Origin of the sequence: Amycolatopsis sp. NPDC051373, assembly GCF_040689465.1 — a bacterium.
Taxonomy (GTDB): domain Bacteria; phylum Actinomycetota; class Actinomycetes; order Mycobacteriales; family Pseudonocardiaceae; genus Amycolatopsis.
The window spans coordinates 24585-38643 of record NZ_JBFBAE010000007.1; the positions used below are offsets into that span (position 1 = coordinate 24585).

The 14059-nt window shown below is 72.0% G+C and carries 9 protein-coding genes; 3 read left to right on the top strand and 6 right to left on the bottom strand.

Annotation, left to right across the window (positions count from 1 at the left end; translation table 11 throughout):
• The first annotated feature begins 14 nt into the window (after positions 1-14).
• Positions 15-1181: an acyl-CoA dehydrogenase family protein gene (locus tag AB0383_RS14560; protein WP_364175656.1), complete on the top strand. Its 1167-nt coding sequence runs from the start codon at positions 15-17 to the stop codon at positions 1179-1181.
• A gap of 69 nt (positions 1182-1250) precedes the next feature.
• Here AB0383_RS14560 and AB0383_RS14565 read toward each other — a convergent pair whose 3' ends face one another.
• The 6 genes from AB0383_RS14565 to AB0383_RS14590 form a co-directional block, all read right to left on the bottom strand.
• Positions 1251-5417 (bottom strand): carboxypeptidase regulatory-like domain-containing protein, encoded by a 4167-nt coding sequence (locus AB0383_RS14565; protein ID WP_366187419.1) that lies wholly within the window; start codon positions 5415-5417, stop codon positions 1251-1253.
• A gap of 28 nt (positions 5418-5445) precedes the next feature.
• Entirely contained in the window at positions 5446-5634 is a 189-nt protein-coding gene (locus tag AB0383_RS14570; RefSeq protein WP_364175651.1) for a hypothetical protein, read from the bottom strand.
• A 246-nt stretch (positions 5635-5880) separates the two neighbouring features.
• Complete coding sequence (locus tag AB0383_RS14575) at positions 5881-8751, bottom strand: AAA family ATPase (RefSeq protein WP_366187421.1); 2871 nt, start codon at positions 8749-8751, stop codon at positions 5881-5883.
• A gap of 249 nt (positions 8752-9000) precedes the next feature.
• Positions 9001-9573, bottom strand: a complete 573-nt coding sequence (locus tag AB0383_RS14580; RefSeq protein ID WP_366187423.1) for a hypothetical protein — start codon at positions 9571-9573, stop codon at positions 9001-9003.
• Entirely contained in the window at positions 9570-10079 is a 510-nt protein-coding gene (locus tag AB0383_RS14585; protein ID WP_366187425.1) for a sigma-70 family RNA polymerase sigma factor, read from the bottom strand. The genes AB0383_RS14580 and AB0383_RS14585 overlap by 4 nt, the downstream gene beginning before the upstream one ends.
• A gap of 310 nt (positions 10080-10389) precedes the next feature.
• A complete protein-coding gene (locus AB0383_RS14590) occupies positions 10390-11250 on the bottom strand; it encodes an NAD(+)/NADH kinase (protein ID WP_364175639.1) in 861 nt (286 codons plus the stop codon).
• Positions 11251-11425: 175 nt separating this feature from the next.
• Between AB0383_RS14590 and AB0383_RS14595 the strand changes: the two genes are divergently transcribed.
• A complete protein-coding gene (locus tag AB0383_RS14595; protein ID WP_366187427.1) occupies positions 11426-12715 on the top strand; it encodes an FAD-binding protein in 1290 nt (429 codons plus the stop codon).
• A 138-nt stretch (positions 12716-12853) separates the two neighbouring features.
• Positions 12854-14017 carry an MFS transporter gene (locus AB0383_RS14600; protein WP_366187429.1) on the top strand — a complete coding sequence of 388 codons (1164 nt, stop codon included), beginning with the start codon at positions 12854-12856 and terminating at the stop codon, positions 14015-14017.
• Positions 14018-14059: the final 42 nt, after the last annotated feature.

The following is a 14059-nucleotide window of genomic DNA, read 5'->3' on the forward strand; positions in this document are numbered from 1 at the left end:
CGGAGGTGGAGCACGTGGACTTCGGGCTGACCGAAGACCAGGAAGCACTGCGCCGCGGCGCCCGCGAGCTGGCGGCGAGGTTCCCCGACGAGTACTGGGCACGGTGTGACGCCGAGGGCACGTTCCCGTGGGACTTCTACACCGCGTTCGCCGACGCCGGGTGGCTCGGCATCGCGATTCCCGAGGAGTACGGCGGTGGCGGCCTCGGGATCTTCGAAGCCGCGCTGCTGCTGGAAGAAGTCGCCGCCTCGGGCGCCGGGATGAACGGGTGCAGCACCATGCACCTCACGATCTTCGGCCTCAACACCATCGTCAAACACGGCAGCGCCGCCCTGCGCGAGGAAATCCTCCCCCGCGCCGCCGACGGCTCGCTGCACGTCTGCTTCGGCGTGACCGAACCCGACGCCGGCACCGACACCACGCGCATCCGCACCTTCGCCCGCCGCGACGGCGACGGTTACGTGATCAACGGCCGCAAGGTCTGGATCACCAAGGCCGGCCAGTCGCAGAAGATGGTGCTCATCGCGCGCACCACCCCGCTCGAGGACGTCGAGCGGCCCACCGACGGCATGTCATTGTTCCTCGTGGACGTCGATCCGGATGCGATCACGCTGAACGCGATCCCGAAGATGGGCCGCAACGCCGTCAGCTCCTACGAGGTCGCGATCGACGACCTGCGCGTGCCCGCGTCGGCCCGCATCGGCGAGGAAGGCCAGGGCTTCCGCTACCTGCTCGACGGTCTGAACCCCGAACGCATCCTGCTCGCCCACGAAGCCCTCGGCCTCGGCCGCGCCGCCGTGGACCGCGCCGTGACCTACGCGCGCGAGCGCGTCGTGTTCGACCGGCCGATCGGGCAGAACCAGGGCATCGCGTTCCCGCTCGCCGAAGCCCAGACGCGCCTCGACGCCGCCGCGCTCATGGCCCGCAACGCCGCCTGGCGCTACGACCAGGGCCTCTCCTGCGGGCGCGAGGCCAACATGGCCAAGTGGCTCTGCGCCGACGCCGGCTTCCAGGCCGCCGACCGCGCGATGCAGACCCTCGGCGGCATGGGCTACGCGAAGGAGTACCACGTCGAGCGTTACTTCCGCGAAGCCCGCCTGCTGCGCATCGCGCCGGTGAGCCAGGAGATGGTGCTGAACTACGTCTCCACGCACGTGCTGGGGCTGCCCAAGTCGTACTGAGACCGGCACGCCGAAGCGGTCCCACCCGGGGGATGCCGGGTGGGACCGCTTCGGCTTTCCGGGCCGCGCCTAGATCTTCGGCAAGGCCACGTCGTTCACCGTGGCCGTGCCCGCCATCACCTTCACCTGCCGGAACTGCGGCTGGTACCCGTTGGCGGCGACGGTGACCATCAGCGGGTTGTAACCCTTGTCCAGCCACAGCCGGTAGTGGCCCTGCGCGTCGGTCTTGAGGGTGTACGAGACCTGGCCGCACACTCCATTGTGGACCATCGTGCAGACCTGCACCGTGGCGTCGGACACCGGGGCGCCCGACGCGGCGTCGGTGACCGTGCCCGAAAGCTCACCCCAGGCCTTGGGGGCCGCGGCCTGCAGCGTGACGGGCAGAGCCGCCACCGCGTAGGGCGAGTCGGTGTCGAGCGCGATCGTCGCCGTGTACTTGCCGGGCTGCGTGACCTTGCCGGAGTCGACGGTCACCGCGACGTTCGCGGTGGCGCCGGGTGCGAGGTCCAGCTCGGTGCTGCCTTCGGAGAGCCAGCCGGCGTCGTCGTCACCGCACTGGTCGTAGCCCGGCAGCATCGCCGTGGTGCGCAGCGCCGGCACGAACGAACCGACCTGGTAGAGCGCGCACGCCCCGCGCCCGCCGCCGTAGTACTCCTGCGGCAGGTCCGGCAGCGACGACCACTTGTCGCTCACCGGGTCGTATTCGATGGTGTGCGCGGTTTCGCCGGCCTGCGAGACGACCGTGCCGGTCCCGGTCTCACCACCGGCGAGCTGCAGGCGACCGTTCGCCCCGCTGTAAGCCATCTGCGAGACCTCGTACGGCGCGTCGGCCACCTTCGTCCACGCGGTGGTACCCGGCTTGAACACATAGGTCGACTTGATGTTCGTGACGCCACCGAGGTATCCGCCGGCGCACACGAGCTCAGCGTGGATACCGGCGCAGGCCGCGTCGCTCTCGGCCTCCGGGTAGTCGGGCAGCGCCGACCAGGTGTTGTGCCCCGGGTCGTAGACGAACGCCGACTTCACCGGGTCCTTGCCGCACACGCTCGCGCAGCCGCCGACCACGTACAGCTTGCCGCCCAGGGTGGCGGCGGTGCTGCCGTAGAGCTTGGCCGGCAGGTCCGCCAGCCGCGACCACGTGTTCGTCTGCGGGTGGTAGGCGTACGTCGTGGACAGGACGCCGGGCATCCCGGCTCCGCCGACGACGTACAGCGAACCGTTCAGGAACGCCGCCGCACCACGCATCACCGGCTCCGGCATGTCCGCGATCGGCGACCACGCGGCGGTGACCGGGTCGTACACGTAGCTGCGGGCCGAGGGCGAGAGCATGTGCATGGGCATGCCGCCCGCGCTGTAGATCTTGCCCTGGTAACCGCCGAGCGCGCTTTCGTAGGTGAACTCCGGGACGTCCGCCAGCGGCTGCCAGCCGGCCGCCGCCGACGGGTCGACCCCGGTGAATCCGGTGACGTGCTCGCCGAGCGACACGTGCACCGGTGCCGTGCCGGTGTTGGTGAGCTTCACCGTCTGGTTCGCGACCTGGCCCATCGTCTTGCTCACGGCCAGCGCGGTCGAACCGACCGCCAGCTGCCCGGCCTTGAGCTTGACGTCCAGGCGGGCCACGGAGTTCAGGCCGGTTGTCGTCGACAGCGCCGGTGACGAGTACCGCGGCAGGCTCGCCGTGTACTGGTGCGTACCGGTGGTGTCGAACAGCTCGTAGAAACCGTCGGGCAGAGCCGCGTCGTCGGGCGTCGGGGTGCTCACGGCCGAGCGGGCCGTGGCGGAGTCCGCCACCGTCACGTCGTCGCGCGCCTCGCCGGTGTTGGCGTCGGTGACGACCCCGGCGACCAGGCCACCCTCGGTCGGGGTGCACGAACCGACCACGACGTCGTCGAGCTCCGCGAGCGAGTTGCCGGCACCGCTGAAGTGGAACCGCACGCGCACCTTGTCCTTGCCCGCGGCCTGCGGCAGCGGGATCGACACCTGGCTCTGCAGGAGATCCGCCGTGTGGTGCGCCAGCGTGGTCCAGGTGGCACCGTCGTCGAGGGACAGGTCGGTGTCGAACACGCTGTCCCCGTCCGGCACGTACAGCCCGCCGAACGACAGCGCGGGAGCGAGGTCACCACTCAGGTCGAGCACCGGTGACACGAACTCGGTGTCCTCCGCCTTGCCGTCGCGGGTGATCGGGCTGGCGATGGCGTAGTTCCCGGTGCCGATGAAGTTGAACAGCTCGATGCCGTTGTCGAACGACCAGCCGGGCGACGCGGTGTCGGTGATCGTCCAGCCGTCCTTCGGCGTGGTGCCGAGCCAGCCTTCGAAGTTCGTCAGCGCGGCGTGGCCGTAGCCGAGCGCGCTGCACGCCTGCTGATCGGCGGTGGCGGTGAAGTTCTGCCGCACGCTCGAATCGTTGACACTCACCTGCCGGTCGATCGGCGCGTACCCGGGCTGCACGGCCGAGATGTGCACCTGGTAGTCACCACCCTGCGGCAGGTCGACGCTGTAGTGCCCGGAGAACGGGTCGGTGAAGATCGCGCCGCCGGGGTAACCGTCCACGGTGATCTTCGCGTACAGCGGCCAGCCGTGGCCCGAGCCGTCGGTGACCGTGCCGGACACCGTCTGCGTGGCGATCTTCGTGACGGCGTAGTCGGAGGTGGTGGCCTGACCGTCCACGATGGACAGCTCGCCGCTGCCGTTCTCGTAGCCGAAGCGGGTGACCGCGATCCGGTAGGAGTCGGCGGCGACGGCGAGGTGATAGGCACCCTGGGCGTCGGTCGTGGCGTGGTAGACGTTGCCGGTGCCCTTGCCGGTGGCGGTCACGGTGGCGCCGGCGATCGGCGTGCCCGCGGTGTCGCGGACGTGCCCGGCGACCGTCCCTTGTGGAGTGTAGGCGAGCGTCGCGACGCCGTGGGGTGAGCCGAGGCCGGTGGGGCCGTCCCAGCCCGGGCCGGCGGTGCACAGCACCCCGCCGCACGAGCCGTTGGTGCCCTCGGTGACGTCGTAGAGGTCGTTGCCGTGGTTGAAGTAGGCGTAGGTCGCGGGGTTCGTGCCCGGACGCGGGTCGCCGGCGAGGGCGAACATCGAGGCGATCAGCGGCGACGACAGGCTCGTGCCGCCCACCTGACCCCAGCCGCCGGACTTGCCGGAGTCGTAGATCGCGAAGCCGCTCGCCGGGTCGGCGATGGCGGAGACGTCGGCGATGGCGCGGTTCGCGCAGCCGGTGGCGAGCTCCTGCTGGTACTCGGGCTTCGGCTCGTACGGGGAGCAGCCGGAGCCGGCGTCGGACCAGGCCTGCTCGCTCCAGCCGCGCGGGTTCGCCGGGTCGCGGTAGAGGTTCGTGCCGCCGGCGGCGACGACGTTCGGGTTGGCGGCGGGCCAGTCCTGCAGGCCGTAGGCGTGGTCGCCGGTCGAGGCGACCATCGCGACGCCGGGCACGGTGTAGTGCGAGTCGAGCGTGCCCTCTTCGGGGTCTTCACCGTCGATGCCGTAGGAGTTCGAGACGAACTTCGCGCCCAGGCGCACGGCGGTGTCCACGCCGACCACGATGTCGTAGGGGCTGGTGGAAGCGCCCTCGACGAGCAGGATGTGGCACGCGGGGCACGCGGCCGAGACGGCGTCGAGGTCGAGCGCGGTCTCCTGCGCCCAGCCGTCGTCGTCGGCCGGGTAGTTCACGCCGCCGTTCTGATCGACCTTGCGGAAGCAGCCGTTGTCCGTGGTGCACGGCGGGAGGCCGTACTGCGCGCGGTACACGGCGAGGTCGGCCTCGGCGTGGGAGTCGCCGAGCGCGTCGATGATGGCGACGGTCTTGCCCGCGCCGCCGTCGGGGAGGTCGTAGGCGGCCTTGATGTCGGCCGGGCCGAGCGAGTCCGGCAGCGGACCGGCGTTGCTGGTCAGCGGGCGCAGGTCCTTGCCCGCCTTGAACAGCGAGTTGCACGTGACGGTGTGCGGCTTCGGCTTGGCGGGGTTGCAGCCGGTCGGGGCGTAGAGCGCCTTGGGTGCGTTCGCGGCGGTCTTGCCGGTGGCCGTCCGGGTGGCCTTGTCGGCGGCGACGGGCTTCGCGTCGCCGGAGGTGTTGGCCGCGTCGAGCACGGCCTGCCCGGCGGTGGCGAGTGCGTTCGCGGACGGTTGTGGTTGTGCCGCGCGGGGTTGGGTCGTGCCGGCTTCGGTGGTGCCGACGACCAGCGCCAGGCCGGCCAGCACCGGGAGAATGAGCGCCAGCAGGCGCCCCCGGGGGACTCTCAAGGGATAACCTTTCCGTTCGCCCGGGCAGTCACAGGGGTTCGTACCCCGCGGGCAGGTCGCGCCCGGCTTCGTCGACTGCCCGGTCGGACCGATCGCCGGGCGCCGGTGCGGCGTCGGCGGGATCCGCGGTGGTGGGGTGGGGATCCGTTCCCGCGTCGGGCCGGGGTATCGCGGTGCCGTCCACCGGACGGTCATCGCCGGGTCTCGTCGCGTTCACCGGCGAAGTATCGGGGCGCGCACGCTCCGTTCGCGATTGGGCGGATGACCTAATCTCCGGCCCGCGCCGGCTTAGTCCACGGCTCCGGATCGGCCGGTCCGCCACTTGGTTCAGTCCGCCGCGGCCATAAGGCTCCCCGCGACAACGCGCTCCCGGCGACCACCACACGCGACGTGAACCAGGGCGAGTTCACCAGCGGCGCCACAGCGCCGTCGTCGGCGGTCAGCCCCTGTGATCGAAGCTGGTTCAGTCCGCCGTCGCCGGGGTGATGCCGGCCTGGGTGGCGCTCACCGCGAGCGCGGTGCGGGAGGACACGCGGTGTTTGCGCATCGCGGAGTTCAGCTGGGCCGCCACGGTTTTCGGGGAGCGGGACAGGACCTGGGCGATCTCCGGGTTGGTGAGGCCCGTCAGCAGGAGCCGCACGACTTCCAGCTCGCGAGGGGACAGCTGGTCGCCGTAGCCGCGGCGGCCGCCGCGCCACACGGCGGTGCCGGGGAGGTGTGAGCGGACGCGAGAGGCGGCGGCAGAGGCGCCCAAGGCGACGCAGTCCGTGAGCACCTTTTCCAGCTGTTCCAACGCAGGAGCGCTCGAACCGCCGGCCAGCAGGCACAGCGCTGCACGTTCGCGGGCGAGCAGGGCGTCGTACGGTCGCGGCAAGGCCGCCCATGCGGCGGCGGCATCGGCCCACTCCCGCGCGGCGCCGGCGTGGTCGCCCGCGGCCTCGGTGAGCAGTGCCCGGCACCAGTGCGCCGCGCCCGTCGCGCCGGGGTGGCCGGCGGCGAACTCGGCGGTGAGGGCCGAGGCCTCGGTGACCCGGCCGGCGGCCAGCAGCGCTTCCACCCGCACCGGCGCCAGTTCGTCCGCCCACAGCCAGATCTGCTTGCGCGCCACCACGGCCATCGGTTCCTCGGTGACCGCCAGCGCCGGCTCCGGGCGTCCGGCCGCGAGGTGCAACCGGGCCAGCGCCGCGGCCGGTTCGAGCGGCATGTCGACAATCCCGCGTTGCCGGGCGGCGTCGAGCACCAGCGTCAGCTTGCGTTCGACCTCCGCCTCGCTGCCGGGCTCGGTGGCGGACTGCAGCAGCGCGCCCACCAACGTCGTGTCCAGCTGGATCAGCGGTTCCTCAGCGAGATCCGCGAACTCGGCGACGCGCGAAGCCAGCCCCTGCCACGAACCGGTCAGCCAGTCGAGGCGGATCAGCGTCGCGAGCCCCATGTCGCGCAACCGCTGCAACCCCTGCCGCTCCGCCAGCTCGACGGACCGGGTCAGTTTGGCGCGCGCGTCGGCGTAACGGCCCCACTGCAGAGCGGCGTCGCCGTAGTTGAGCAGGCCGCGGGTGATCTGCAGCGGGTCGTGGGCGTCGTCCGCGGGCAGGGTGTTCGCGACCGTCCAGCCGGCTTCGTCGCCCATCTCGAGCAACGCCGTCGCGCGATCGACGGTGAACGACAGCCGCTCGTCCTCCGGCACGGCCGAGCGCACGACAGCGTCGGCGCGGTCCAGCCACTCGCGGTGCGCCAGCGCGGGCCACGACGCCCCGGCGGGCCGGCCGAGGACGGACATCGCCTGCGCGACGGCGACCGGATTGTCCGCCAGATCGGGGATCGCGCGTGCCAGCTCGGCGGCGCCTTCGGCGTAGTCGCCGGCGTGCATCAGCAACCGGCCCAGCTGGCTGCGGATCTCCGCGGTCTCGCGCCGGTCGAGCACGGCGCTGTCGAGCACCCCGCGCACCGTCCGCACGAGGTCGACCCGCCCGAGGTAGCCGGTGAACGCGAACAGCGGCGTCTTGCGCGAAAGCCTGGCCACGGCCGTCGGCGGCAGGGCGGGCGAGGCAAGCAGGCCGTGGAGGAAGGACACGGCCGTGTGGTGGTCGCCGGACGCGAGCGCGAGATCCGCCGCGCGTTCCGCGTACTCGCACCACTTCTCCGTCTCGCCGGCCTCACGGAAGTGGTGCGCGAGCACGGCGACCGGCGCGGGGTCCCAAGCCGACAGCGCCTTGCCCGAACGCCGGTGCAGCTCGCGGCGTTCGCGCCCGCCTATGCCGTCGTACACGGCCATCGCGGCCAGCAGGTGCCGGAAGCCGAGCCGCCCGCGTTCGTCCTCGACGAGCAGACCGCTGCGCGCGGCCTCGTCGATCGCCGTGCCCGCGCGTTCGGCCGGCAGCCCGCAGACCTCGACGACGTCAGGTTCGGCCGCGGGGGTCGCGAGCACCGCGCACGCCCGCAGCACCGCCTGGGCGTCGGGCGTGAGCCGCACGAGCCGTTCGGCCAGCGCGTCGCGGATCGTCGGCGGTACGGCGATGTCGGTGAGCGAACGCCGGATCCACTCACCGCCCTGGCGGATGAGGTCAGCGCGGTCGCGCAGCAGCCGGACGGATTCCTCGAGCGCGAACGGGATCCCGTCGGTGTGCCGGTGCAGGAACCGCGCGAACGGCTCCGACACGCGCTCGTCGCCCAGCATCGACGACACCAACTGCGCGGTCTGGGCCACGTCGAGCGCGCCGAGGGTGATGCGCGGGTAACGCGAGGACAGCCGCAGCAGCAGGCTGTCGTCGCCGACCTCGTCGGGCCGGTAGGTGAGCACGAGTCCCGGCCGCTGCTGCCGGGCGGCGAGGAACAGCAGGAACTCCAGCGTGGTCTCGTCGGCCCAGTGCACGTCTTCGACCACGAGCACGTCGACGTCGATGCGGTCGAGCAGCTCGGCCAGCGCGCGCAGCAGCCGGTGCCGGGCCGCGCCCGCGTCGGCCAGCGCCTCCGGCGCCGGCGGCAGGTCCCACTCCGGGAACAACGGCCGCAGCGTGCCGGCCAGCGGGCTCAGCTCCAGGCCGGCGACGCCGGGGCGCGCCTGGCGCAACGCGTCGACGATCGGGCCGAGCGTGAGCGCCTCCCGCAGCGGCGGGCAGCGCGCGACGAGCACACCGGGCTCCTGCGGCAGCTCCCGCACGAGCCGGCTCTTGCCGATGCCCGCCTCGCCCGAGACCAGCACCACCCCCGGCGGCGACGCGAGCGCCGCGGCGAGGCGGGTGAGCTCGTCGTCGCGGCCGATGAGCCGGGGCGTGCCGACCGCGGGGAGGTCACGCCCGTCCGCTGCCACGCGTACCCCGCTCGCCTCGCCGATCACCGCTGGATTCTCGGCACGTCGGCCCCGCGCGGGCAAGCGATCCGGACCGTGATTCACACTGCTGTCACACGTTTCCGACAAAAATCGACACGCCACGAGCAAGTGGCCCAACGCCCTCGGCCGATCGGCGCAACCGTCGGAGTGGACCTGCGTGCCGGGCCCGTACCTGGGTTCGACGAAGGCCGAGAACCAACCGGGTGCGACCTAGATAGCGAACAAGTTCGGCGATGTATGGCCAACGCGCGGATTCTAGATTTTCGCGACGGGCAGGCCCATCGCAGCGCACGTTGTCGCGTCACCGGGGAACACACCGACCGCGCCGACCGCCGCCTGGTCGATGTTGACGGCCGCGGACGTCAGGACGCACGCGACGAGCGGAGGAACGACCCGGGGCAGCCCGGGCTTCTGCCACTGGTAGTAGTCGTTGGCCCAAGCGGTGGTGCAGAGCGAGATGATGTGGGCCGCGGTGTCACCGCGGCCGTTGGCGCTGTTGCCGCTGATGCCGACGGCGACGTGCTGACCGTCCGCGCTGCTGGTGATGTCCGCGTTCTGGTAGCAGTAGGCGATCTCGCGTTCGGTCGGCGCCGCGGTGGTGACCTGCCCGCCGGCGGCCGGGGTCACCGTCTGCGGGGTTCCGCTGGTGAACAGCGCCGCCCCGCCGAGTCCGACGAGGACCACCGCGGCGGCAGTGCCTGCCAGAGCCAGCTTGGTGCGTCGCCGCACGGCTCGTGCCCCCTGGGCCTCGATCGCCTCGAAGTCCAGCGGCACCGGCGGCCGGCGGGAGCCCAAGGCTCGCTCGAGCAGCTCCCGTTCTGTCGTCATGGCAGAACCCTTTCGGTCGGGTTGAGCGTGGTCGAGTCGTCCGACAGCAGCGTCCGCAGCGCGGCCAGGGCGCGCGCGGACTGGGACTTCACCGTGCCTTCGCTGATCCGCAGCGTCGCCGCGGTCTCGGCGATCGAGAGGTCGCAGTAGAAGCGCAACGCCAGCACGGCACGCTGCCGTGGCCCCAACGTGCGGAGCGCGGCGCGGACATCAGCGCCGTCCTCGGGGGCCGCGGCGCGCTGCGTGCGTTCGGGGGGCTTCGTCAGCACTTCGCTGCGGCGGTGCGGCCGGCGGGAGGCGTCGATCGCCAACCGGGCCATGACCTTGCGCGCGTAGGCCTCGATTCCCGCGGGATCCAGCCGGTGCCAGCGCTTGTACAGCCGCAGCAACGTCACCTGCACGATGTCCTCGGCCAGGGCCCAGTCCCCGCACATCAGGAACGACACCCGGCACCACACCGGCGCGCGGTCCCTCGCCACGTCCGTGAAGCTCTTCCGATCCGCCACGTCACCACCCCTCGTCGACCACCCCATACGACGCGGAGACCGCGCGAGGTTGCATGGCTAGCCGAAATCTTTCCGGCGCGCGGCTGCCAGGCCTGCCTTGGCCAGGTCCTCCAGCGCCGCACATCGCTCTCGTCGGAACGGACGAGGTGCTCCTGTTCGCCGCGAAGCAGCCGGCGTGCGCGGGGTGTGACTGCGTGCTGCGGCGGGGTCGCCGGTGTTGGTGCCCGAGCGGGACAGCGGCAGGGCTGGGCCGCGCAGGATCACGCGTCAGAGTCGTGGATGCGGTTTTGTGGTCCTGCGGAGTGCCCCGTCAGGACGACGGCGCGATCTCCGCCGAGTCACTCAGCCGCAGCTTGCGCCGGGCCCGTTGGAAGAACGTGGTATGACCCAGCCGCACGACCCGGGCCGCGCTCGGGCGGGCGCACAGCTCGATGCGCTCCCCCGGCTCCACGTAGCCCTCCACGATCCCGTCGACCTCCACCGCCAGCCGGCCGCTGCCCGGCAGCAGCTCGAGCGCCAGCGTGTCGTGGACGGAGAGCACCACGCCGCGGCCGTACGCGGAGTGCGGGGCGGCCGGCGTGACCAGCAGCGCCTCCACGGCGGGGCTCGTGATCGGGCCGCCGGCGGAGAAGCTGTAGGCCGTGGAGCCGGTCGGCGTCGCGACGATGACCGCGTCGGCCGCGTAGCTCACGAACTGCTCCTCGTTCACGCGCACCGCGACCAGCGCCCCGCCGTCGCCGGGCACGCGGACCACGGCGACGTCGTTGAACGCCGTCACGGTCCGGCCGCCGATCACCGCGTCGACCGCCAGGCGCGGCTCGACGGTGAACTCGCGCGCGTCGATCATCGACAACGCGCCGGGCAGGTCGGGCACGTCGACCTCCGCCAGGAAGCCGAGCTTGCCGAGGTTCACGCCCAGCACGGGGGCGCGCTGCCCGTCGGCCAGGCGCATGGCGCGCAGCATGGTGCCGTCGCCGCCGAGGCTCACCAGCAGGTCGGACTGGGTGGCGAGCTCTTCCGCCGACACCCCCACCGCCTTGCAGTCCAGGCGCACGATCTCTTCGGCGATGCCGAGGATCTTGATCCCGCGGTTCGCGGCCCACGCGAGGACGGCCTCGACCGCCGGGGCGGAGTCCCGCTTCGGGTGCAGTACCAGTCCGGCCGAGTGCACGTCAGCGCCCTGCCGGTTCGAAACGCACTACCGGTTCGAACAACGCTGCCGGTTCGAAGAGCGCTGCCGATTCGAAGAGCGCTGCCGGTCCGGGGCGCACTGGCTGTACGAGAAGCATGGGCCAAGTCTGCCCGGATCCGACGCCTTTGGCGAGCCCCGCCTAAGCTGGGCGTTCGTGATCGAGAGTGCGCGCGGCGCGGCCGCCAACTGGGCGGGGAACCTCACCTACGGCGCCCGCGAGGTGCTGACCCCGCGGACGCTCGACGAGGCCCGCGAGCTGGTCGCCTCCGCGGAGCGGATCAAGGCGCTCGGCAGCCGGCACAGCTTCAACGACGTGGCCGACAGCCCCGGTGGCGTGCAGCTGGATCTTTCGGGGATCTCGGGTTCACCGTCGCTGGACACTCGCGCTGCCACCGTGACCGTCGGGGGTTCGGTCCGCTACGGCGACCTCGTGGCCCGGCTCGACGAAGCCGGCTTCGCGCTGGAGAACCTCGCGTCGCTGCCGCACATCACCGTGGCCGGCAGCGTCGCCACCGGCACCCACGGCTCGGGCGAACGCCACCCCGGCTTGGCCGCGGCCGTCTCCGCGGTGGACCTGCTGACCGCCGACGGCTCGCTGCTGACCTTCACCCGGGGCGACGCCGACTTCGCCGGTGTCGTCGTCGGCCTCGGAGCTCTCGGCGTGGTGACCCGGCTGACGCTCGACCTGATCCCGTCGTTCACCGTGCGCCAGGACGTGTTCGACAACCTGCCGTGGTCCGCTGCCGTCGAGCACTTCGACGAGATCCAGGCGGCGGGCTACAGCGTCAGCCTGTTCACGAACTGGGCCCGCGACGTCGTCGACCAGGTCTGGCTGAAAAGCCGCACCCCGACCGAGTTTCCGGCTTCGCCGCCCGCCGCTGTCCCGCCTTCACTGTTCGGCGCCGTCCCCGCCGACGGTCCCCGCCATCCTGCCCACGCGGCCGGCGTGCCGGCCGGCAACACCACCGCCCAGCTCGGCGCCCCCGGCCCCTGGTATGACCGCCTCCCCCACTTCCGCCTCGGCTTCACCCCGAGCGTCGGCGCCGAACTCCAGACCGAGTACTTCGTGCCCCGCGCCGCCGCCCCCGCCGCCTTCGAAGCCCTGCGCGGCATCGGCCACCTCATCGCCCCACTGCTCCTGGTGTCCGAAATCCGCACCATCGCCGCCGACGACCTCTGGCTCAGCCCCTCGTCGGGCCGCGACAGCGTGGCGATCCACTTCACCTGGCTCCCCCGCCCACCCGAGGTCGAGACCCTTCTGCCGACCATCGAGTCCACCCTCGCCCCCTTCGCCCCCCGCCCCCACTGGGGCAAACTCTTCCACGGCGAGGCACTCGACCTGGCCTACCCGCGGTCGGCCGACTTCCGCTCCCTGGCGACCCGGCTGGACCCCGGGGGAAAGTTCCGCAACCCGTTCCTGGACCGGCACGTCTTCGGCAGCTGATCGCGCCGCACCGCTCACCACGCAGGGGCGAGCTTTCGCGCGCCACGAGTTCCGCTGATCACAGTCGACAGCCTCAACAGCAGGCGTATGCAACTATTGCCAGCGACGGTAGTTGTCCACGCTTCAGGAGGAAGTCCCATGCCGCTCGCCCTGCTCGCGCTGGCCATCGGCGCGTTCGGCATCGGCACGACGGAGTTCGTGATCGCCGGGTTGCTGCCCGAGGTGGCGGCCGATTTCGGGGTGTCCATCCCGGCCGCGGGGTGGCTGATCACCGGGTACGCGCTGGGGGTGGCGGCCGGTGCGTTGCCGATGACGGCGCTCGGCACCAGGATGCGGCGCAAGCACCTGCTGCTCCTGCTGATGGGGGTGTTCATCGTCGGCAACGCGTTGTCGGCGCTGGCGCCGAGCTACGGGGCGCTGCTGGCCGGCCGGATCGTCGCGGCGTTGACGCACGGGGCGTTTTTCGGGGTCGGCGCGGTGGTGGCCGCGGACCTGGTCAAGCCGGAGAAGAAGGCCAGCGCCATCGCGCTCATGTTCACCGGGCTGACGCTGGCCAATGTGCTCGGCGTGCCGCTGGGCACGTTCATCGGGCAGGGCCTGGGGTGGCGAGCGACGTTCTGGGTGGTCGCGGGGCTGGGCATGCTCGGGCTGGCCGGCGTCGCGGCGCTCGTGCCGGACACCCCGAGGCCCGAGAACACGAGCATCAAGACGGAGTTCGCCGTGTTCCGCCACGCGCGGGTGTGGCTGGCGGTCGGCACGACGATCCTGGGCTTCGGCGGCGTGTTCGCGAGCTTCACCTACATCGCGCCGATGATGACCGAGGTCGCCGCCCTGCCGAGCAGCGCGGTGAGCTGGCTGCTGGTGCTGTTCGGCGTCGGGCTGGTGCTCGGCAACCTCGTCGGCGGCAAGTTCGCCGATCGCGCGCTGATGCCGACGCTGTACACGGTTCTGATCGCGCTGGCGGTGGTGCTCGCGGTGTTCGCCTTCACCGCTCACGCGGCCGTGCCCGCGATCGTCACGCTGTTCCTGCTGGGCGGCTTCGGCTTCGCCACCGTGCCGCCGTTGCAGATGCGGATGCTGGCCAGCGCGGAGGCGGCACCCACGGTCGCCAGTGCCGTGAACATCGGCGCGTTCAACCTCGGCAACGCGCTGGCCGCCTGGCTCGGCGGCGTCGTCATCGCCGCGGGCTACGGCTACGCGTCGACCAACTGGGTCGGCGCCGCCATGACGGTGGCCGCCCTCGCGCTGGCCGTCGTGTCAGGCCGGCTGGATCGCGCGAAAACACCAATGCCAGTGCACTGACCACAGTGGACACCGCGGGCCCGGCGCACTCGCCGGGCCTGC

Excerpts from the sequence above, each read along its gene's own strand:
- AB0383_RS14600 (WP_366187429.1), top strand. The coding sequence starts at position 12,854 with ATGCCGCTCGCCCTGCTCGCGCTGGCCATCGGCGCGTTCGGCATCGGC.
- AB0383_RS14580 (WP_366187423.1), bottom strand. The coding sequence starts at position 9,573 with ATGACGACAGAACGGGAGCTGCTCGAGCGAGCCTTGGGCTCCCGCCGG.